The organism is Bacillus sp. S/N-304-OC-R1, from assembly GCF_019749375.1.
Lineage (GTDB): Bacteria > Bacillota > Bacilli > Bacillales > Cytobacillaceae > Cytobacillus.
In genome coordinates, this window is record NZ_JACWFE010000001.1 from 348,397 (window position 1) to 371,668 (window position 23,272).

Below are 23,272 nucleotides of genomic sequence, written 5' to 3' on the forward strand. Positions count from 1 at the left end.
TGTAACGAGAGTTATTAATAGTATTTCCACTAAAACTATACCATAACCATTTTTTTATTGCAAATGGAATGGCTTCCATGTCAAGGGATACACCGATTTTTACAATATTTTTAGAGGATACTAAAATAATGAAAGCTGATTTTGCTCTGGAAGTGATTCCAAACAGCCGTGATTATCTAAAAATTCTATGATGGTTTTGGATACCTTCCCGCGCTGCTGAAGATCTTCTTTAGACAGAAACTCGCCTTCTTCCCTTGCTTTAACAATATTGAACGCTGCATTCGTTCCAAGACCTGGGATCGAATTAAACGGAGGAATAAGTGAATTTCCATCAATAATAAACTCGTTCGCGCTTGAACGATATAAATCTACCTTTTTAAAGTTAAATCCACGCTCTGACATCTCTAGTGCTAACTCCATGACGGTTAACAGGTTCTTTTCTTTTGTTGAAGCGTCAAGACCTTTAGCATTTATCTCCTCGATTAATGCTTTGATAGATTGAGATCCTTTTACCATCGCATCAACATCAAAATCTTCAGCACGTACAGTAAAGTAAGCTGCATAATAAAGAAGCGGATGATGAACTTTAAAGTATGCAATCCGGACTGCCATTAAAACATATGCAGAGGCATGGGCCTTCGGGAACATGTATTTAATCTTTTTACAAGAATCAATATACCATTCCGGCACTTCATTTTTTCTCATTTCCTCTTCCATTTCATCCGTTAACCCTTTACCTTTACGCACTGACTCCATAATTTTAAAGGCAAATGCCGGCTCTAACCCTTGGTAAATTAAATAAACCATGATATCGTCACGACAGCCAATTACCTCACTTAATGTACAGATTTTATTATGAATAAGCTCCTGTGCATTTCCAAGCCATACATCTGTCCCGTGTGATAGCCCTGAAATCTGAACAAGTTCGGAAAAAGTAGTCGGCTTCGTATCCTCAAGCATTTGGCGAACAAATCTTGTTCCAAATTCAGGAATGCCCAGCGTCCCTGTTTTACACATAATTTGCTCTTCTGTTACACCTAAGGATTCCGTTCCGCTAAATATTTTCATTACTTCAGGGTCGTCAGTCGGAATTGTTTTCGGATCTATTCCGCTTAAATCCTGCAGCATCCGGATGACGGTTGGATCATCGTGACCTAGTATATCAAGCTTTAGCAAATTATCATGAATCGAGTGGAAATCAAAATGAGTTGTTTTCCATTCAGAATTTTTATCATCTGCCGGGAATTGTATTGGTGAAAAATCGTAAATATCCATATAGTCTGGTACAACGATAATACCTCCGGGATGCTGGCCGGTTGTTCTTTTTACACCGGTACATCCTGATGCAAGACGCTCAACCTCTGCACCCCTTAATTGTAGATTATGATCTTGCTGATAGGCTTTAACATAACCAAAGGCTGTCTTGTCTGCAACCGTTCCGATTGTTCCCGCACGGTACACATAGTCTTCTCCAAACAATACTTTTGTATAGTTATGGGCTCGCGGCTGATATTCGCCTGAGAAGTTTAAGTCGATATCGGGAACCTTGTCCCCTTTAAACCCTAGAAAGGTTTCAAATGGGATATCTTGTCCATCTTTTTTGTAGATCGCACCACAGTTTGGACAGTCTTTATCAGGCAAATCATAACCAGAGCCAACTGATCCATCATTAAAGAATTCAGAGTGCTTACAATCCGGGCATACATAATGCGGCGGTAGCGGATTTACTTCTGTAATCTCAGTCATAGTCGCAACGAATGATGAACCGACTGAACCACGGGAACCTACAAGATAGCCATCATCCAATGATTTTTTCACTAGTTTATGAGAGATCAGGTAAATAACTGCAAACCCGTGCCCAATGATACTCTTTAGTTCCTTTTCTAAGCGGGCTTCTACGATTTCCGGCAGGTTATCACCATATATTTTTCTAGCCATTGCATAGCTCATATTACGCATTTCATCATCTGCACCTTCAATTTTTGGTGTGTACAGATCATCCTTAATTGGCTTTATAGTATCAATCATATCGGCGATTTTGTTAGTATTATCGACGACTATCTCTTTTGCCTTCTCGCTTCCTAAAAATGAAAATGCCTGAAGCATTTCATTCGTTGTTCTAAAATGAACATCAGGAAGCTTATGGCGATTTAGCGGATTTGCTCCCCCTTGAGAACTAATCAATATCTTTCGGTAAATTTTATCATTTGGATTTAGGTAATGAACATTACCTGTTGCTACGACAGGAAGACTTAGTTTCTCACCTAATTTAACAATGTTTCCGATAATTTCCTCGAGTGCTTTTTCATTTCTCACTAGCTCTAGTTCAATTAAATGCGCATATACTTCCTTTGGATGCACTTCAATATAATCATAGAACCTGGCAATCCCTTCCACTTCCTCAGGTGATTTTTGCATCATGCCTTCAAAAACCTCACCTTTATCACAGCCTGATCCGACAAGAATGCCTTCTCGGAATTTTTGGAGCTGTGACCTTGGAATACGTGGAACACGATAGAAGTAATTCAAATGAGAAATAGAAACAAGTTTAAATAAATTCTTTAAACCTGCTTCCGTCTGGGCAAGTAATGTACAGTGGTAAGGCCTTGCCCGCTGATAAGCGTTTCCTTCACCCATATGATCATTAAACTGATCGTGAAATTCAATTTCCTTTTCTGCTGCATCCTTTAACATTTTTAATAATAGGTACCCTGTAGCCTCCGCATCATATATCGCCCTATGGTGCTGAGTTAATTCTACATCAAATTTTTTCGCCAAAGTATTTAGACGATGGTTTTTCATGTCCGGGTATAAATAACGAGCTAGTTCTAATGTGTCGATTACTGGGTTCGGTGCTTTCTCTAACCCAATTTTTTTATAGCCTACATTCAAAAATCCCATATCAAAGGATGCGTTATGAGCTACTAATACAGAATCACCTGTCCAATCATGAAATTTCTGAAGCACTTCCTCTACCTCAGGCGCATTTTCAACAAGATCATCTGTAATCCCTGTTAAGTTTATCGTAGTTGCAGATAGAGGGTGGTGTGGATTGGCAAACGACTCAAATCGATCTACAATTTCACCATTATGAATTTTTACAGCAGCAAGTTCAATAATAGTATCATATACAGCAGATAACCCAGTTGTTTCTACGTCAAATACAACGAAGGTATCTTCGGATAGCTTTCGCTTTGCACTGTTATAAGCGATAGGAACACCGTCGTCAACCAAGTTTACTTCAACACCATATAATATTTTGATATCATTTTTCTTTCCGGCACCAAATGCTTCTGGAAAAGATTGAACAACTGCATGATCTGTTACAGCTATCGCTTTATGACCCCATTTTTTAGCTTGGCTAATTAATGCGCTAACTGGAGTTACTGCGTCCATTTGACTCATTGGTGTATGAAGATGAAGCTCTACACGTTTCTCTTCTGCAGGTGAGGTATCCTGTCTTTGAATCGGTTTTATTTCGTTTATATCATTACCGATCATAACAAGGTCACGAACAAACGTATCATTTTGAATACTGCCCCGAACCTTTAACCACATCCCTTTTTGAACATGCTGGAATAATGCAGCATCTTCCTTATCGCGAGAAAACATTTTAACCATGATTGAACTAGTATAATCTGTTATTTTAAAGGTTAACAGAGTTCTTCCGCTGCGCAGCTCCTTTGTTTCCGCTGCAAATACATATCCTTCAACAGCAACTCGTCGTTCTTCATCCACTATATCGATTAACTTTCTAAAATCAGCATCATCTTTAATCGTTAGTCCAATCATTAACGGACCTTGAACTGTTGCAGAATCTTTAGATTCTGCTTCAGATTCCTTCTTCTGCATCTCTATCATTGCTTGGATACCGCGTTCCTGATCTTCCTTCTGCTTTGCGTCTAAAAATTTTTTATACTCATCATTCGCAGCCTCAGCAGAAATTTCTGTATCAATAGACAATAATGGAAATCCAAGTGTTTCATATACTCTTGATATTATATCAGCATATTTCCTTTTTATAGAAAGACCCTCTGTATCATTTCTTACATTTATGATAAGTTTATTTCCATGTACAACAGGGACTTGTTCATTTAATAATTTAATAAGCGGAGGAGCCATCCCTTCCATTTCTTGTATACAATATTTCCAATATCCCTGTATTAACTGTTCATCAATTGTTTGATCTCTTACTTCAATCGTAAAAGATGTATTGGCAATATGAGAAAAAGTCGCAGTTAGTTTTGTAGAAAAAAGGCTAAATACATTAAATGGAAGAATTTGCTGGAATTCAAATTGAAAATGCCACTTTCTCTCCTTTTTCCCTATTACAACTTTTTTTATTTGAGCATGCTGAAAATGCTGCACAATCGAGCTTTCAGTTAATTGCAGCTGTTGGAGCAAGAGTTGGAATCTTTCTTTATTGCCTAAGGCTTCCATCAATCTCTCTCCCATCTATTAATTTTCTAATTAATTCTATACAGACGAAGTCTATTATATCATGAACGATCCTTCAATTGGCTAAACTGTACTAAAGGAAATTTTTTTCTGTGCGAATGCAAAATGGATCCCTATTTGTAAGGGATCCATCATAATTGCTATGTTTATTTAAGTGACGTGAAAATTTTGTCGATCATATCCCCTAATTGATCTTTATGAACTTCTGTTACTTCGCCAGATTTACGAACTTTTAACTCGACAATTCCTTCAGGCGCTTTTTTTCCGATTGTAATACGGATAGGCAAGCCAATTAAATCTGAGTCAGCAAATTTTACTCCTGGTCTTTCTTGTCGGTCATCAAGCAATACATCATAACCTTTGCCTCTTAACTCAGTATATAATTCATTTGCTAATGCAGATTGGCTCTCATCCTTCATATTTACAGGAATTAGATGCAAATCAAATGGTGAAATATTTGCAGGCCAAACAATTCCGTTTTCATCATTAAACTGTTCAACAACAGATGCCATTGTACGAGAGACACCTATTCCGTAACAACCCATAATCATCTGCTGATTTCTGCCGTTTTCATCCAAATAGGTTGCTCCCATTGCTTCACTGTAGCGTGTTCCTAATTTAAAGACATGACCAACTTCTATTCCTTTAGCAAAACGAATCTTGCCTTGTCCATCTGGAGAAAGATCTCCTTCTTGAATAAAACGAAGATCTGCATATTGGCTAACTACAAAATCACGTCCAGGATTCACATTTATAAAATGATAATCCTCTTCATTTGCCCCACAAACTGCATTACTAAGCCCCTCAACAGCAAAATCTGCAACAATTTCTACATTACTTAGATTAACTGGACCAAGGGACCCAACTGAACATCCTAAATACTCTTTCGTTTCTTCTGGATCTGCCAGCTCGGCACTAGATGCATCGAATAAATTTTTTAACTTTATGTCATTAACCTCATGATCGCCGCGAACTAGCACTAGCACATATTTATCATCCACTTTAAATAGGAGTGACTTAATGCACTTTTTAGAGGTTACTTGTAAAAATGCTGAAACTTCTTCAATCGTCTTTTGATCTGACGTTAATACTTTTTCCAGTTCTTTTAAGTCTTCATTACTTTTTTCGTATTTTGTGATAACTGGAGCCATTTCAATGTTTGCAGCAAAGCTAGAACTATCAGAATAAGCAATCGTATCCTCACCAACATCCGATAACACCATGAATTCATGTGTATCCTTACCACCCATTGCACCTGAATCAGCAATAACCGCTCTAAAATTAAGACCACAGCGAGAAAAAATATTGGAATAGGCTTGATAAATTTTTTCATATGTTTCATCAAGGCTTTCCTTAGAAGAATGAAATGAATAAGCATCCTTCATAATAAACTCTCTGCCTCTTAAAATACCAAAACGCGGACGTTTTTCATCACGGAATTTAGTTTGAATTTGGTATAGAGCTAGCGGCAATTTTTTATATGATTTAACCTCGTCACGAACTAAACTTGTAATAACTTCTTCATGAGTTGGGCCTAATACAAAATCTCGGTCATGTCGATCCTTCATTCTCATTAGTTCCGGTCCATATGAATACCATCTTCCAGATTCCTGCCATAATTCTGCTGCTGTCATGGCAGGCATTAATAATTCAACTGCTCCTGCATTATCCATTTCTTCCCGTACAATGGATTCTATCTTTCTAAGCACTTTTTGAGCAAGAGGGAGATAGCTATATATTCCACTTGCATTTTGGCGAATAAAGCCAGCTCTTACTAATAATTGATGGCTTTTGATCTCTGCATCTGCTGGAGTTTCTCTTAATGTAGGAATTAACGTCATGCTTTGTTTCATTTGTCAGCACCTCTATGTATTTTATAATAAAAAGAAAAAGGCACACTCTAATTCAGGTGCATAAAACGGAAGATTACTGGCCCGCTTTTTCACTCAAAAAGAGAATGTGACCTTTAGAAGCTTTTGCGTATTATAAGAAAAATCTTTGAATATCGTTCCAAGTAACAACTAGCATCAATAACATTAATAGAGCAAAACCAATAAAATGTACCATACCTTCCTTATGACGATCAATTGGCTTTCCTCTTACAGCTTCAACTGCAAAGAACATTAATCTTCCACCATCAAGTGCTGGAATTGGCAGTAAATTCATAATTCCTAAGTTGATGCTCAAAATACCGGCCCATTTCATTAAGTAGTAAATACCAGATTTCGCCACTGTATCTGTTGATACATAAATACCTACAGGTCCAGATAATGCATCAATTGAAAACTGACCAGTAACTAACTTACCTAGCATGACAAATATTTCTTTTGTCCAATTATAAGTTTCGATAGCGCCATTCGTTATAGCTTTTATCGGTGATTTTTCCATTGGACTAAATACACCAATAATTCCAATCTTTTCACCTTCGACTTCTTGCGCTTTCGGTGTGACAGGTATGTTCAATTCTTTGCCATTTCGGTCTAAACTAAATTGAAGTTCCTTGTTCGGATTTTTACGAATAATTTCAACGACATCAGACCAGCTAGAAATTTCTGCGCCATTAATGCTATGAATAATATCGCCTTCTTTTAGTCCGGCAGAGATTGCTGCGCCATCAGGCGTTAATTTTCCTAGCTCTGGATTATTAGTTGGAATCCCTTGTAATAAACCGATAAGAACAAATACAACAAATGCAAGAATAAAGTTCATCATCGGTCCAGCAAAAATTGCCATCGTTCTCTGTCCGAGTGTTTTTGAAGCAAACTGTCTGTCATAAGGAGCTATAAGTGTTTCAATTCCATCCTCTACAAATACTGCACTCGGACTAATTGAAAATGTATGAAGGCTTTCTTCTTCCTCACCTTCAACATATCCTTTAATAACTAAAGAATGCTCGATATCTGCACTTTCTACTTCGATGACTCTAGCATCTGGAAACTTTTCCTTTTGGTTTAATATGATCTTATTCACTTGGTCAGAGTCGTTAAATAATAAAGCAACTCTGAAACCAGGTTTGATTTCAATCATTTCAGGATCTTCACCTGCCATGCGGACAAATCCACCAATAGGTAAAAGTCTAATTGTATAAACAGTTTCTCCTTTTTTATGAGAGAAAACTTTAGGACCAAAGCCAATAGCGAATTCACGGCAAAGAATTCCAGCTCTTTTCGCAAACACAAAATGTCCTAATTCATGAAAAAATACTAATGCCCCAAATATGACAATGAAGGCTATGACTGTACTCAAATTATAACCACCTTTATTTAGAGGTTGTTCAAAAAGCAGGAATAATGATATTGCCCTACTTTTTTACATACTTATATAAGTGAGTTTACATACTTTCTCGTTTCCATGTCTACTTCTTGGATTTCAAGTAAATTAGGATTTGAGATGTTTTTATGAATACTCAAAGCACTTTCAATCAATTCTTCTATTTGAAGAAAGGAAGCTTTCCCTTCTAAAAATGCCGCAACCGCTGCTTCATTTGCAGCGTTTAAAACAGTAGGCATTGTTCCACCAGACTTCCCAGCTTCGAAAGCATATCTTAAACAGCGAAAACGGTCCATGTCCATTTTTTGAAAATGGAGTTTCCCAATCTCTGCTAAATTAAGGCGATTTGCTGTTGGAAGAGGCAGCCTGTCAGGATATGTTAAAGCATATTGGATAGGAACTCTCATATCGGGTGTCCCAAGCTGGGCGATAATGCTACTGTCATGAAGTTCTATCATCGAATGAATAATGCTTTCCTTATGCAATAATACTTCAATATTGTCATATTCCATAGAAAAAAGCCAATGTGCCTCAATAACCTCAAGACCTTTATTCATCATCGTAGCGGAATCAATTGTTATTTTTGCACCCATTGACCAATTTGGATGGTTAAGAGCTTCGTTAACTGTTACGTTTTCTAATTCCTGTCTTGAACAATCTCTGAAGCTACCGCCTGATGCAGTCAAAATTAGCTTCTCAATATTTTTTTCCTTTTCTCCTTGTAATGCCTGGAATATTGCTGAATGCTCACTATCAACCGGCAAAAGGGCTACTTGATTTTTCTTCGCTTCAGCCATTACAAGATGACCAGCAGTGACTAATGTTTCTTTGTTGGCAATAGCAATTGTTTTCTTTTCCTTAATCGCCTGTAAAGTAGGTGTTAAACCAATACTACCAATTACTGCATTAACAAGAATGTCTGCTTTATGATAAACGGCTACTTCTGTTAAACCGTCATTGCCATAAGTGAATGATATATTTGGAAACTCTGCTTCTAGCACTTTCGCTGATGATCGATCAGAAACAGATACGAGCTCAGGTTGAAAGTCATGAATGATTTTCCTAGTTAAATCAATGTTTTTGCCAGTTGCCATTGCAACAAGGCGAAACTCTTCCGGATGTTCTTTAATTATATCTAGCGTCTGGGTTCCAATTGATCCGGTTGCCCCCATTAAACTAATGTTTTTCAACGAACTCAACTCCTGTTGGATAAAGCAGGTGAATACCATTTTTTAGCTTTAAGATTAATATATGAATACATTACAGCAAATAAATATAATGTAATAATGGCCAAACAAATAATAAACTGTCAAAACGATCTAAAATACCTCCATGACCTGGAAGCAAATTCCCGGAATCCTTTACATCATAATGACGCTTTAACGCTGATTCAACTAAATCCCCAATTTGTCCAAAAACAGAAAGAACGATAGTAATAATTGAAAGTTGCAGGAAGGTTGCCTCGATATTTGAGAAAAGGACAAATAAGGCAGCCACTATTAATGCACAAATGACGCCGCCAACAGAACCTTCAATCGTTTTATTAGGGCTTATCTCTGGCCATAGTTTATTTTTCCCCATTGCTCGCCCTATAAAATAAGCTCCTGAATCTGTTGCCCAGATAATAAATAATGAATAGAAGATGTAAACTAAACCAGCTTCACGAGTTTCTATAAAGAAATAAAATCCAATACCAACATAGAGTGTAGCTAAAATCGAAAAAGCTACATCATCAAATGTAAATCGGTTTTTTGAAGCAACAGTATAAGTCAAAAATAATAATACTGCCAGTAAAACAAATTCTATTTTAGAATATCGAATTCCCTCGAGAATATCTCTCAATTGCTGAGGCACCATAATAACCCACAGTAGTAATAATGAAATGAGTCCTGGAACTGATAAGATGTTAATTTTTCGCATCTTTAATACTTCATAAAGTGCAACGGATGCAAATAGGTAGGCTAATATTGTAATTGGCAACCCACCGTAAATAGTTACGGGTATAAATATTGCACCAAATACGATCGCTGTAATAATTCTTTGCTTCATCTAAGTTTTCACACCTTTTTTAAACTCCGCCAAACCGCCTTTGACGATTTTGATAAACCTCTATTGCTTCGATAAAATGTTCCTCACTAAAATCCGGCCAGAGGACATCAGTGAACCAAAACTCTGTATATGCAAGCTGCCAAAGCATAAAGTTGCTTAAGCGAATTTCGCCGCTAGTTCGGATTAATAGATCAGGATCCGTTAAATCTCTTGTCATTAAATATTTAGAAAAAATTTCTTCATTTAATTCATTTTCATTTATTATACCACTATTACAATCTTTTAAGACAAGTTTGATCCCTTCAATAATTTCAGCCCTGCTTCCGTAATTTAAAGCAAAATTAAGGACAAGACCCGTATTATTTTTCGTTTCTTCCATCGCCTTGTTAATCGCATTTCTTGTATGAGGAGGCAGCATTTCTTTGTAGCCCATCATTTGAACTTGGACATTTTCTTCTATCAATTCAGGCAAAAATGTACCTAAAAATTCTTCTGGGAGCTTCATTAAAAAATCAACTTCCATTTTTGGTCTTTTCCAGTTTTCGGTTGAGAAAGCATAAAGTGTTAATGTGTTTATACCCAGCTCATTTGCAAGCTTTGTTATTTTCCGAACAACCTTCATTCCTTCATGATGACCTGCTACTCGAGGCAGCGCTCGCTTCTTTGCCCATCTGCCATTGCCATCCATAATAATCGCTACATGAGAAGGAATGTCGAGCTCTTGAATTTTCAAGATTCTCTCTCGGAGTTCGTTTGAGCTTTGCTGATTCCTCCATTGTTTCATTTTATTAAACATAAGATTGCTCCTTTAAGATAGGTTTTCTTACCTCCGTAAAGAAAACTTGCCGATTAATACATCTGGTAAGGACAAGATAGAGTTCATTTTCCGCATGGTTTTATCATACCAAAAATAAAGAAAGTTATCTCTATAAAAAGGGTATGTAAAGATGACTAAATTAAGAATATGCTCATATGTATTTATTATTTATAATACAGAAAAGTATATTTTCTAAAAAGATCGAAAAAAACCCCCTAAAGCTAGAGGGTTATTTTTTTACTTGTAACACCAGTATTATGGGCAAAATTATACTTCCAGCACTTCTTTTTCTTTATCTTTTGTGATGGTTTCAATTCTGGCAATTTGGTCATCTGTCAGTTTTTGAATATCATCAGAATAGCCGCGTAAATCATCTTCAGTAATTTCACCGTTTTTCTCTAGTTTCTTTAAATCATCATTTGCATCACGGCGAATATTTCTAATTGCAATTTTAGCTTCTTCTGATTCTTTCTTCACTTGCTTAACGAGCTCTTTGCGGCGCTCTTCTGTAAGCTGAGGAATTGAAAGTCTAATAATATTTCCATCATTTGATGGAGTTAATCCGATATCTGATTTTAATATTGCTTTTTCTATGTCGCTAAGAATCGATTTATCGTAAGGCTGAATCACTAATAGACGGGCTTCAGGAACAGAAACACCAGCTAATTGATTAATTGGTGTTGGTGCCCCGTAATAATCTACAGTAATTCTATCAAGCAAGGAAGCATTTGCTCTGCCAGCGCGAATAGATGCTAATTCACGAGTATAAGCTTGAATAGCCTTTGTCATTTTATCCTTTGCATTAGCGATTACTTGTTTTGGCATTATTTTTTCCCCCTAACAATTGTTCCGATTGTTTCACCCATAACGGCACGATTTATATTTCCTGGTTCCATAATTGAGAAAACAATTAAAGGAATATCATTGTCCATACATAAAGAAGATGCTGTTGAATCCATAACAGCGAGACCTTCCTTTAATACGTCTAAATATGAAAGCTCTTCATATTTTTTTGCATTCTTATCGATACGCGGGTCTGCAGAGTATACACCGTCTACATTGTTTTTCGCCATCAGAATTACTTCCGCTTCAATTTCTGCTGCACGTAATGCAGCAGTTGTATCTGTTGAGAAATAAGGATTTCCTGTACCTGCTGCGAAAATAACAACGCGTTTTTTCTCTAGGTGACGGATTGCTTTTCTGCGAATGTATGGCTCTGCTACTTGTCTCATTTCTATTGAAGTTTGAACTCTAGTCTCAATACCAAGCTGTTCCAAGCTATCTTGGAGTGCCAATGAATTCATAACAGTAGCAAGCATGCCCATATAATCAGCATTTGCTCTGTCCATGCCCATTTCTTCCCCAATTTTTCCCCGCCAAATATTACCGCCGCCAACAACAACAGCAACCTCTACTCCTAATTGAGCTAAATCTCTTACCTGTGCTGCAACTGATTTAATTACGGAAGGGTTGATACCAAAGCCCTGTTCTCCTGCTAAAGCTTCTCCACTCAATTTTAAGACGACGCGTTTGTATTTTGGGTTGCTCATATAGACCTCCATATGTAAAAATCGAAATGCAGAAGCGCCTTGTTCACCCCCGACAAGCATAAGACGAGCCTCCCGGAAAGATTGTATTTTATCTTTCTGGGAGGATCGGCTTATGACCTCGAGGTCGACATAACCGCGACGTCCTGTCGCATTGTCGACACTAGTACATCCTGTACGTCGGGGGTAGGCGCTGAAGCTAGACAACTTTGAAAAATAGGGAACACAGAGTGTTCCCTATTTAGCATTTCTTGATGTATTACACTAAGTTTATTATTTTTTAACTTGACTCATTACTTCTTCTGCGAAATTGTCTTCACGCTTTTCAAGGCCTTCTCCAACTTCGTAACGTACGAACTCACGGATTTTTCCGCCTTTAGATTCTACAAATTTACCAACTTTTTGGTCAGGATTCTTAACGAAAGCTTGGTCGTTTACGCAAACATCTTCAAAGTATTTGCTTATACGTCCTTCTACCATTTTAACAACGATATTTTCAGGCTTGCCTTCATTTAAGGCTTGTTGCGTTAATACTTGACGCTCACGCTCAACTTCTTCAGCAGAAACTTCGTCACGTGAAACATATTTAGGATTTAATGCAGCGATATGCATTGAAACATCTTTAGCAGCATCTTCATCTGTAGTGCCTTCAACAACAGTTAATACACCAATGCGTCCGCCCATATGAAGATATGCACCAAATGCATCACTATCAGATTTAGTTTTTACTGCAAAGCGGCGAAGAGTAAGCTTTTCACCAATTTTTGCAATTGCAGAGTTAATATGAGTTTCTACAGTTGAACCGTTAGCCATAGTTTGTCCAAGAGCTTCTTCAACTGAAGCTGGATTGTTAGCTAATAGGTGATCAGCTAATTCTTGAACAAGTACTTGGAAGCCTTCGTTTTTTGCAACAAAGTCTGTTTCTGAGTTTACTTCAAGAATAACAGCATTATTTCCTTCAACTTTAATAGAAGTTAAACCTTCTGCAGCAATACGGTCACCTTTTTTAGCAGCCTTTGCAATTCCTTTTTCACGTAGGAAATCGATTGCTTTTTCCATGTCACCGTCAGTTTCTTGTAGCGCTTTTTTACAATCCATCATACCTGCGCCTGTTTTTTCACGAAGTTCTTTAACCATTTGTGCAGTAATAGCCATTATGAAAATCCTCCTTAAGTCAATTATGTAATAATATTTTTACCTATATTTTTACTTACAATCAATAACTCTTCTTAACTCTGCATTTTCTTTAAAAAAAGGTGATAAAGGGTGCTCCCTTATCACCTTTATTATTGTTAGCCTAGATTCTTGGTAAAATCCTTTAAAATCTAATAATGTTTAAATTCATTATCCAAGAGAGCTTTTATTAAGCAGTTGTAACTTCTTCACCTTGTTTTGCTTCAAGGATTGCGTCTGCCATTTTAGCAGTTAAAAGTTTAACCGCACGAATAGCATCATCGTTTGCAGGGATAACTACATCAATTTCATCCGGATCACAGTTTGTATCTACGATACCAACGATAGGAATGTTTAATTTATGAGCTTCTGCAACAGCAATGCGCTCTTTGCGAGGGTCAATGATAAATAAAGCATCTGGAAGAGACTTCATATCTTTGATTCCGCCTAAGAATTTTTCTAAACGCTCTTGCTCTTTCTTTAATTGAACTACTTCTTTCTTAGGAAGTACTTCAAAAGTTCCATCTTCAGACATTCTTTCAATATCTTTAAGACGTGCAATACGTTTTTGGATTGTTTCAAAGTTAGTTAATGTACCACCTAACCAACGTTGGTTTACATAGTACATACCAGAACGGATTGCTTCTTCTTTAACTGAATCTTGAGCTTGTTTCTTAGTACCAACAAAAAGCATTGTACCGCCGTTACCAGCAAGCTCCTTAACGAAGTTGTAAGCTTCTTCAACCTTCTTAACAGTTTTTTGAAGGTCGATGATGTAAATGCCGTTACGCTCTGTGAAAATATATTTTTTCATCTTAGGGTTCCAACGGCGTGTTTGGTGACCAAAATGTACACCAGCTTCAAGCAATTGTTTCATTGAAATTACTGACATTATTTTTTCCTCCTAATGGTTTGTTTTCCTCCGCTTATATCATTTTCAATCGGGAACTGACAACTCAGCACCGTCCGACTAAATCAATAAGCGTGTGTATTAACACCATTTGTTAATATAGCATAAAAATAATTGACTATCAAGCTATTCCATACTATTTTGATTAAATTTTAGTAAAAGAGCTATTTCTGTTTTACCTTTATTAAGCTTTTGGGCTATTTCGGTTTCATTTAATCCTTGTTTTTTTAAGAGAAGAATCTCATTTATTAATGTATCTTCCTTTAAACTGCTATTGTTTTTTTTATTATTTAAGTCATTAACTTCACTATCTAATGGCGGAATACCAGCTTTTTCTTTTTCTGTATTGTTGGAATTCCCTTGTTTCATTTTAGCTATGTTAGCAGTTTGTTTATAAGCCTTTGCAGCATTGTAAATATTGGCTTTACCTACTCTACCTTGAATACTTCCATTTATTTCAATATCTTTTATTTCTTCCTTAAAATTAATATCGCTTTCCTCTTTTATAGATATGGTAGACTTATTATCAATTTGACTCATTCTCTTAAGAAATTCTTCATTTTCTTCTTTCATTTGAACAAGATAGGCAGAAATTACTTCTTCCATTTCCTGCATCATTTGTTCTTGATTTTTTTCTACCAGCAAAAATTTATTTTGCCTCAGGAATAAGATAATAATTGAAAAAAGTGCAAGAACATTTAAAAATAAGCTAATTAATAATAAAAAAGTGGTCATATAATCCCTCTATCCACTATAGTCAATAACACTCCCTTTATACGGGTGTCTTTCACTTTCAGCAGATTTTCTGTTATTTTTCTTTTGATTATTCTCTCTATCTTCTCTAGAGCTGCCATTTCGTTCATCTTGCGACAATTTGACATTTGCTTTTTGCTCATTTTTAATTACTGTTTCTCTTTGAAGTTTTTCTTCCTTATGGGTTCTCTCTGTGGCAAAATCATTAATGTTTTGACCTCGTTGCTGCAATTGCTCCTGAATTTTACCAACTTCCAGTGTTCTTGGTAATGCTACTTGCATTTCAATCGACTTCAAACTCATAGTACCACACCCATTATTAGTATTATTCGCTAGATTATTGACTCTGAAGAAATCTCACCGCTGTCAAGATAATAACGAACTGACGTTTGCTTGTGCTGGATCTGTAATGCATATTTCCCAAATTGAACAGTTGTATTAGGATAGACAGACTCATAAACGTAAATTGAGGGGTCCTGTCTTTCATTTTTTTCTTCTTCCAACTGCCTAAGCTCTTGATTCATATTTAAAAGCTGTTCTTGCAAATGTTGCTTTGTAGACTTTTGCTTTAAAATGGCCATTTTTTGCTCGGGAGATAAATTGCCTGATTTTTTTTCTATTTCCAATAGCTTTTGTTCGATGCTTGATAATTTCTCGATGTTATCTTTTAATTTGGCCATTTCTATTTTTAACTCTTGCTCTTTTTCAGCTAAAGTAGTATCAGTAAAAGCTTGAAGCTCTGTTTTAGTAAACAGACGATTTCCCACTTCTTTTAAATAAATATCCTTGTTAGCAGTTAGTAACCCGCCAATTGCAAGTGCTTTCTTCCCTAATATAGAACTGCCTGCTTGGATCCTGCTATGTAAAATAGATGACTCAATTATTACATCTTGACCAGCTTGGACAATTGCTTGATTTAAATAACTTGCCAGAACATTTCCCCCTGCAGAAACCACCCCTTTATTACCACCTGAAATTCCTCCAGAAACAATAATATTTCCCCCAGCATTAATATTTGCAGCTTCAACTAGCCCAAATATTCTAACATCTCCGCCTGCTTTTATCTCATATCCACTAGGAACATTCCCTCGAATTATGACATTTCCAATAAAATCAATATTTCCTGTTTTTAAGTCTATATCTCCATTAACTTCAAAAACAGGATTTACTGAAATCATACTATTTAATAAACTTAATTGACCGTCTGCTGTTGAATAAAATTTAGTATCATTCAATATTACATTTTTTCCTGGTCTAATTTTAAGAGGCTTTCCATTATTGGCGGGAATCCTATTTCCAAATACATCTTTACCGTCTGTACCTGGAGTTGGCGGAACAATTGAAGCTAGAAGCTGACCGCTTGAAACAGATGGGATTTGAAGGATTTTTCGGAAGTTAAATTTTTCTCTGTGTTCAGTTTTCTCATTTTGAACTTCACTTAGAAGATAGGCATCCACTCCAGCTTTTGGCGGGATGCCTTCTGCAATAACAACTGGATAACGAAGGGATTTGGGGTCTTCGCAAATTTGGACAACAAGCTCCTCTTTAATTCCAAAGAATACTTTCTCTTTCGCTAGAAAAAGTTCAATATCATTCTTTTTAATGGAAAAGTCATTTTCAATCTCAGTGATTAAATCAATTTTTGCAGTTAAACGATCTTTTGTAATAATTATCCGATAATGCTTTTCCATCTTAGTTCCCCCTTTTGACAATATTTAGATTACCTTTGCTAAAGCTGTTCTTAGTTTAATAATAGCCTTTGAGTGAATTTGCGAAATTCTTGAGGTTGATAGATTCATTACCTGTCCAATTTCAGTTAAAGTTAATTCTTCTTTATAAAATAAACTAATAACAAGCTGTTCCTTTTCATTTAACTGAGAAATCATATCCCCTAGCTCTCGAATGATTTCATCTTTTACTATTTTCACCTCGGGAATTTCAGCTCGATCATCTTTAATGGTATGAGAGTGACCTTCTTTATCATCTTGATCACACAGTTTCTCATCGATTGAAAGAATATTTGCAAAGAAGTGTTCATTTATCACTAATTGCACTTCTTCTTCGCTCATATTTAATTCTTCAGCGATTTCATCAATTGTTGCATTTCTCATTAGCCGCTGCTCGAGCTTTTCTATAGCTGCATCGATTCTTTTTGCCTTTTCCCTTGTATTGCGCGGGAGCCAGTCCTCTTTTCTTAAACCGTCTAAAATAGCACCTCTAATTCGGAATGAAGCATATGTATCAAACTTAAGATCCCGATTTGGGTCAAATTTTTCTAAGGCATCATAAAGTCCTATCATCCCTAAGCTTCGCAAATCATCTCTTGAAACATTCCTCGGAAGATTTACCGAAATTCTCTGTACATGATAACTAACGAGTGGCATATATTTTTTTACGAGATAATCTCCCGCTTGATTATCCCGCGAACTGACCCAATTATGCCAATATCGTTGCTCTTCAGTCGCATGATGCACCATGGTCATCCTCCTCAAACGTTTCTAATTCCTAGAAATTTGTGAAAATACCTCTGTAACAGCTGATTTAGACGTCATGCTTTAGTCTAAAAGGAGAACCAGCCTCTTATCCTGAAAGAAGCTGATTAAATTTCCTGGACTCCTTTATTTACTGTACGAATATGAAGCAGGCATGACTGTGGATCAAATTCTATTGTTCTTCCACTATTCCCGCCTACATCTTCAGCTATAATTGAAATTTTGAGTGCAGATAGTTCTGCCTTTACAGCTTCTACATTTCTCGGACCAATACGCATAATGTCACTGCCTGATGAAAAGTGAAACATTTGAGCCCCACCTGCAATCTTTGCCTTTAATGAGTAGGCTCTTGCGCCATTTTGTATAAGTTTCGAAACAAGGTCTTTTACTGCCGTATCTGCATACTTAGCAATATTTAAAATACTGTTTTTTGCCAGTTTCGAATCAGGAAGCATAATATGAGCCAATCCAGCAATTTCCCGCTGCTGATCGTAAACAACTACCCCTACACAAGAGCCTAATCCTGACGTCCTGATTGTATGAGGTGTCTTGACGATATTCATATCTGCAATACCAACCTTTATTACTTCTTTACATTCAATCATTTTGCTGAACTCCTAATGATTTAAAGATCGTATCAAAAGATTCTGGATCAGGCAGCAAGAAAAAATGACCTTTTACTGTTTCTTTATCAATACCTTCATCGTTAAGCGCTGTGTCAATAACTATTGCATAATCACTAACTTGAGATAATTCAATAAGTCCATAGCTAATGATTGCACCTGCCATATCAATACTTAATGCAGGTACGGATGGATATAAAGATAAGTTAGTAAAATCTGACAGAGATGATAGATAAGAGCCAGCTAGGATATTTCCAAGCTCCTGGTAGGCGGATAATCCTAGCTCACTATATTCGGGTGATTCGAAGCTAAAGCTATGATCTCCAATCATTTCACGAATAAATTGTGTTGCCTGCCTAACAGGCAACACAAAAAACATACTTCCAGGGGCGTCACCTTCAATTCTCAGAAACACCCCTGCAACAACATTATCAGCTCCGCCCATCATATTCATCATTTCGTCAAATGAAACGACTCTCACATCAGGCACTTTCATATCAATTTTCTTATTTAATAATTTTGAAAGTGCTGTTGCGGCGTGTCCAGCACCTATATTTCCGATCTCTTTCAAAATATCAAGATGCATGGATGTAATTTTTTCAAAAAAATTCATTTGATTATCCTTCATTTCCTAATAATCTCAATCGCTCTTCGGTATTTAAGATTTTTTCTAGGTCAATCAAAATCAATAATCGATTACCGATTTTAGCAACACCATTTATATACTCAGCTTCTGTAACACCTACCACTTCTGGCGGCGGTTCGATGGAGTCTACCGGAATATCAATTACATCATTTGCTAAGTCTACGATAAAGCCAACTTCTAAATCATTTAGGCCCGCAATAATGACACGAGTACTATCAGAATATTCCACTTCTTGGAGTCCAAATCGGCTGCGGAGATCAATAATTGGTGTTATTACTCCACGCAGGTTGAAAACCCCTTTAATAAATCTTTCAGTTCCTGGCACTCTTGTAATGTGTTCAATCTTTTCAATAGCCCGAACCTGATTCACTGGTATTGCATACTCCTTGTTCATAAGCTGAAAAACAATTAATTTAATATCACCAGCAACTGCTTCCGTCATACTAATCTACTCCCTTACTAGTCAATCTTAAATAATCGGAATTATATTTTTTACTTAATTAGAGAGTTGCAATCTACAATTAATGCTACTTGTCCATCTCCAAGTATAGTAGCTCCTGAAATAGCAAATACATTTGTTAAATAGTTTCCTAATGATTTCAAAACTACTTCCTGTTGTCCGATAAAAGAGTCTACAACAAGAGCAGCCATTTTGTCACCTTTTCTAACAATGACAACTGAATAAAATTCGTCCTCTTCATTAAATACAGGTACTTCAAATATTTCTTTTAGGAATAGTAGCGGTACTACCTTACCTCTAAAATCAATGACTCTTTGATTATGAGCATTAAGTACTTCTGATTTTTTCACAATCGCTGTTTCAATAATTGAGGATAGAGGAATTGCAAATTTTTCTCTTTGTATTTCGGTTAGCATGACAGAAATAATCGATAATGTTAATGGTAATTGAATTGAGAAAATCGATCCTTTTCCTAGTGTGGAATCAATTGAAACTGTACCGCCCAAGGATTCAATCGTGCTTTTCACAACATCAAGACCAACTCCACGGCCTGATACGTCTGAAATCTTTTCTGCTGTAGAGAATCCAGAAGCAAGGATTAGTTCATATACTTGCTTGTCACTCATCGTTGCTGCTTGCTGCTGAGTAACAATACCATTTTTTATCGCCTTGGCAAGTACCTTATCGCGATTAATACCTGCACCATCATCCTCAATTTCAATAAAGACATGGTTGCCACTATGATAAGCTTTTAAAATAACTGTACCTTCTTCATTTTTGCCGTTTGCTTTTCTAACTTCTGGTGTTTCGACACCATGATCAAGTGCATTTCTAATTAGGTGAACAAGCGGATCTCCAATTTCATCAATAACGGTTCTATCTAACTCAGTTTCTGCACCAACTATTTCCAGGTTGATCTTTTTATCTAAATCACGGGCTAGCTGACGAACCATGCGTGGGAATCGGTTAAACACCGTTTCTACTGGTACCATGCGCATGTTTAAAATAATATTTTGCAAATCACCAGAGATTCTTGTCATTCGCTCTACCGTTTCATGAAGCTCTTGATTATTTAAATCACGGGAAATTTGTTCTAAACGTCCGCGGTCGATAACTAATTCCTCAAATAGATTCATTAGAATATCTAGTCTTTCAATATTCACCCTAATTGTTTTACTGTTTGCCTGCTTTGAAGATGATGATGAAGCTGATTTCTTTTCTTCCTGTTTAGGAGCTTCACTATTTTCGTTATTTTCAATAGTCTGTGAAATTGGTTCAATAGCTGTAATTTGCTCAGCTACTTCCAGATCGGATTGACGAATAGCTTCAAATGTAAATGTGTTTACTTCCACTTTTTCAATCTCTGAAACCTTCATTACTTTCTTTTGAATATCATCTTTAGTCTCTTTAGATACAATCGTAACAGTAAATTCATTATCAAACTGCTCTTCTTCCAATTGCTCTACCGGTGGATTCGCTTTAATTACTTCTCCGATTTTTTCTAGGATTTCAAAAACCATAAATACCCTAGCTGCTTTAAGCAAGCAATCTTCCCTTAATGAAATAGTAATTTCAAAAGTCTCGAAGCCTTGCTCTTTAGATTGCTGTAGGACAGTCAATTCAAATTCATCGTAGAAGCTTTTAACCTTTTCTACAGGTTCTGCAACTGCGGCAGCTACCTCCGACTTCGTAGCGCTGGAAATACTTTCCCCTTTTTCGATTAATAAGAGCTTTTCAACAACATCTGCTACGTCTCTTTTACCGTCTCCGCCTCCTGCAATAGACTGGACCATTGCTTCTAAATCGTCTACAGCAAGGAAAACAACATCAAGGATTTCTGGGTTAAATTTAATTTTATGATTTCGAATTGCATCGAGAACATTTTCCATTTGATGAGTTAATTTTGCTAAATCTTCATAGCCCATAGTAGCTGACATACCTTTTAACGTATGTGCAGACCGGAAAATTTCATTAACAATGCTAATATTCTCCGGATTCTTCTCAAGTTCTAGCAGCTGTTCATTACAAGCTTGTAAATGTTCTTTGCTTTCTTCAATAAAAACTTCTAAATATTGATTCATATCCATTAGCTACTCACCCCTCCGCTTTAAACATGCTTCATAATACAATCTGCAATTTTTTCAACATCTTGAATTTCATCTACCAATCTTGTTGAAATAGCAGCTTTTGGCATTCCGAAAACAATTGATGTTTCCTGCGATTCCGCAATTGCCGTTACTGTACCTGTTTCTTTCATAGTAATGAGACCTTTTGTTCCATCTGACCCCATTCCAGTCATAATGACCGCAATTTTTTTGTACTCCTTTATTTCACTTACAGATTCAAAAAGTACATCAACAGCTGGCCGATGACCATTTTTCGGCTCTGATTTATCTAATTGAATAATAAGATCAGCGCCAGATTGCTTAACCTTTAAATGGAGACCTCCTGGAGCTATGTAAGCTGTTCCCTTTTTTACTATTTCACCATCAATAGCTTCCTTAACAGAAATATCACATAGTGAATCTAATCTATCTGCTAATGATTTTGTAAACCCTGCAGGCATATGCTGGACAATAAGAATTCCTGCATCCATATTAGACGGTAATTTAGTTAAAACCTTTTGGAGAGCCCTTGGACCCCCTGTGGATGTGCCTATACAAATTACTTTTCTCGTATAGTGATCTTCACTGATTTTAATTATTTTACTAGATTCACTTGGTTCTATTTTACTATATCTTTCTTCATGTATAGAAGAAAAATTTCTATTTGATGCTAGATTTATCAGTTGTTTCCTGCTTATTTTACTTGCTAAGATCACCTTTCGAACTAATTCTTCCTTTATTTTATGTAAATCAAGAGAAATGGCACCTGAAGGCTTGGCTATAAAATCAAATGCACCATTTTCTATGGCAATCACAGTATTTTCTGCTCCTGCTTTCGTTGTACTTGAAAGCATAATGACTGGCACAGGATGTTCTTCCATTATTTTCTTTACCGCGTCAAGTCCGTTTAATAAAGGCATTTCAACATCCATTGTGACAACATCAGGATTCAATTCTTTGACTTTTTTTAGTCCATCTTTACCATTTCTAGCCGTGCCAATAACTTTAATTAGGGGATTCTCAGCAAGAAAATCAGAAATTAGCTTCCTCATAAAAGCTGAATCATCTACTACTAACACATTAATTTGTCTCATGAGGCTGCCTACCTTTCAAAGAGAAGCCGTTTTAATTTTGATATAAATGGCATACCATTTAATAACGGTTTCTCATAAAAATGCTTGTTGTTAAATCTCTCCGTAATTTCCATTATTGCTTTTGAAGAGGCTGACTTTTCATTGTATAAAATAAATGGAGTCTGCCTTCTGACAGCTTGTTGAAGAACTCTATCATCCGGAAGCATCCCTAAATAGTAGGAATCCCTATCCAGGAAACTTTTTAATACTTTTGATATCCTGTCAAATGTCTGCTGTCCTTCTCTTTCACTTTGTACACGGTTAATGACAATATAGTAAGGAATAGACGAATCTACTATATGAATGTGCTTTAACATTGAATAGGCATCCATAATCGCCGTTGGCTCAGGTGTCGTAATACAAACAATTTCTTGAACGGATAAGATGAATTTAATCGATTCGTTCGTTATTCCGGCACCCATATCAAATATGACATAGTCATAATCACTGAATAGAATCTCAAGCTCTTGTGTAAATTTTCCAACCATTTTCTCATCTAAATGAACTAAATGGGAGAGGCCAGAGCCACCTGCAATATAATGAAGCCCTTCTGGACCATTCATTATGGCTTCTCTTAATGAAATATTTCCATCAAAATAGTCTATAATAGAAACCTCTGATGATTTTCCCATTAATATATCCAAGTTCCCCATTCCTAAATCCATATCAAACAGTAGAACAGATAAACCTTTTTTGGCTAAGGAAATTGAAAAGTTGAGAGAAATATTTGATTTTCCAACTCCCCCTTTTCCGCTTACAACAGCTAGCGTTCTAGGAGTTTTATTTTGCTCTTTAGCTCTTATTCTTAATCGTAAATCTTCTGCCTGGTCTTTCAT

Annotated in this window: 20 protein-coding genes; all 20 read right to left on the reverse strand. The window is 36.4% G+C overall.

The features are described from left to right. Positions 1-120: 120 nt before the first annotated feature. The 20 genes from H0173_RS01700 to H0173_RS01795 all read right to left on the reverse strand — a co-directional run bounded on the left by H0173_RS01700 (position 121) and on the right by H0173_RS01795 (position 23,272). Entirely contained in the window at positions 121-4,440 is a 4,320-nt protein-coding gene (locus tag H0173_RS01700) for a PolC-type DNA polymerase III (protein ID WP_221844182.1), read from the reverse strand. Positions 4,441-4,604: 164 nt separating this feature from the next. Next, on the reverse strand, positions 4,605-6,311 hold the full coding sequence (locus H0173_RS01705) for a proline--tRNA ligase (RefSeq protein WP_221844183.1): 1,707 nt from the start codon (positions 6,309-6,311) through the stop codon (positions 4,605-4,607). A 130-nt stretch (positions 6,312-6,441) separates the two neighbouring features. Beyond that, positions 6,442-7,704, reverse strand: coding sequence for an RIP metalloprotease RseP (rseP, locus tag H0173_RS01710; RefSeq protein ID WP_221844184.1), 1,263 nt, complete (start codon positions 7,702-7,704; stop codon positions 6,442-6,444). A 71-nt stretch (positions 7,705-7,775) separates the two neighbouring features. Then, complete coding sequence (locus tag H0173_RS01715; RefSeq protein WP_221844185.1) at positions 7,776-8,918, reverse strand: 1-deoxy-D-xylulose-5-phosphate reductoisomerase; 1,143 nt, start codon at positions 8,916-8,918, stop codon at positions 7,776-7,778. A gap of 70 nt (positions 8,919-8,988) precedes the next feature. Then, complete coding sequence (locus tag H0173_RS01720) at positions 8,989-9,777, reverse strand: phosphatidate cytidylyltransferase (RefSeq protein ID WP_221844186.1); 789 nt, start codon at positions 9,775-9,777, stop codon at positions 8,989-8,991. 19 nt (positions 9,778-9,796) lie between these two features. Next, positions 9,797-10,573, reverse strand: a complete 777-nt coding sequence (locus H0173_RS01725) for an undecaprenyl pyrophosphate synthase (RefSeq protein WP_221844187.1) — start codon at positions 10,571-10,573, stop codon at positions 9,797-9,799. 288 nt (positions 10,574-10,861) lie between these two features. Beyond that, a complete protein-coding gene (gene frr / locus H0173_RS01730; protein ID WP_221844188.1) occupies positions 10,862-11,419 on the reverse strand; it encodes a ribosome recycling factor in 558 nt (185 codons plus the stop codon). Next, a complete protein-coding gene (gene pyrH, locus H0173_RS01735) occupies positions 11,419-12,144 on the reverse strand; it encodes a UMP kinase (RefSeq protein ID WP_221844787.1) in 726 nt (241 codons plus the stop codon). The genes frr and pyrH overlap by 1 nt, the downstream gene beginning before the upstream one ends. A gap of 270 nt (positions 12,145-12,414) precedes the next feature. After that, entirely contained in the window at positions 12,415-13,296 is an 882-nt protein-coding gene (gene tsf, locus H0173_RS01740; RefSeq protein WP_221844189.1) for a translation elongation factor Ts, read from the reverse strand. Between the two features lie 208 nt (positions 13,297-13,504). Next, positions 13,505-14,206: a 30S ribosomal protein S2 gene (rpsB, locus tag H0173_RS01745; protein WP_221844190.1), complete on the reverse strand. Its 702-nt coding sequence runs from the start codon at positions 14,204-14,206 to the stop codon at positions 13,505-13,507. A 144-nt stretch (positions 14,207-14,350) separates the two neighbouring features. Further along, complete coding sequence (locus tag H0173_RS01750; RefSeq protein ID WP_221844191.1) at positions 14,351-14,959, reverse strand: hypothetical protein; 609 nt, start codon at positions 14,957-14,959, stop codon at positions 14,351-14,353. A gap of 9 nt (positions 14,960-14,968) precedes the next feature. Beyond that, a complete protein-coding gene (locus H0173_RS01755) occupies positions 14,969-15,280 on the reverse strand; it encodes a hypothetical protein (RefSeq protein WP_221844192.1) in 312 nt (103 codons plus the stop codon). A gap of 29 nt (positions 15,281-15,309) precedes the next feature. After that, on the reverse strand, positions 15,310-16,668 hold the full coding sequence (locus tag H0173_RS01760) for a FapA family protein (protein WP_221844193.1): 1,359 nt from the start codon (positions 16,666-16,668) through the stop codon (positions 15,310-15,312). A gap of 24 nt (positions 16,669-16,692) precedes the next feature. Then, positions 16,693-17,454 carry a FliA/WhiG family RNA polymerase sigma factor gene (locus tag H0173_RS01765; RefSeq protein WP_221844194.1) on the reverse strand — a complete coding sequence of 254 codons (762 nt, stop codon included), beginning with the start codon at positions 17,452-17,454 and terminating at the stop codon, positions 16,693-16,695. 122 nt (positions 17,455-17,576) lie between these two features. Then, complete coding sequence (locus H0173_RS01770) at positions 17,577-18,074, reverse strand: chemotaxis protein CheD (protein ID WP_221844195.1); 498 nt, start codon at positions 18,072-18,074, stop codon at positions 17,577-17,579. Next, entirely contained in the window at positions 18,067-18,705 is a 639-nt protein-coding gene (locus H0173_RS01775) for a chemotaxis protein CheC (protein ID WP_221844196.1), read from the reverse strand. The genes H0173_RS01770 and H0173_RS01775 overlap by 8 nt, the downstream gene beginning before the upstream one ends. A 4-nt stretch (positions 18,706-18,709) precedes the next feature. Then, complete coding sequence (locus H0173_RS01780) at positions 18,710-19,180, reverse strand: chemotaxis protein CheW (protein ID WP_221844197.1); 471 nt, start codon at positions 19,178-19,180, stop codon at positions 18,710-18,712. A 50-nt stretch (positions 19,181-19,230) separates the two neighbouring features. Further along, positions 19,231-21,285 (reverse strand): chemotaxis protein CheA, encoded by a 2,055-nt coding sequence (locus H0173_RS01785; RefSeq protein WP_221844198.1) that lies wholly within the window; start codon positions 21,283-21,285, stop codon positions 19,231-19,233. Positions 21,286-21,305: 20 nt separating this feature from the next. Continuing rightward, a complete protein-coding gene (locus H0173_RS01790; RefSeq protein WP_221844199.1) occupies positions 21,306-22,397 on the reverse strand; it encodes a protein-glutamate methylesterase/protein-glutamine glutaminase in 1,092 nt (363 codons plus the stop codon). An 8-nt stretch (positions 22,398-22,405) separates the two neighbouring features. Then, positions 22,406-23,272, reverse strand: coding sequence for a MinD/ParA family protein (locus H0173_RS01795; RefSeq protein WP_221844200.1), 867 nt, complete (start codon positions 23,270-23,272; stop codon positions 22,406-22,408).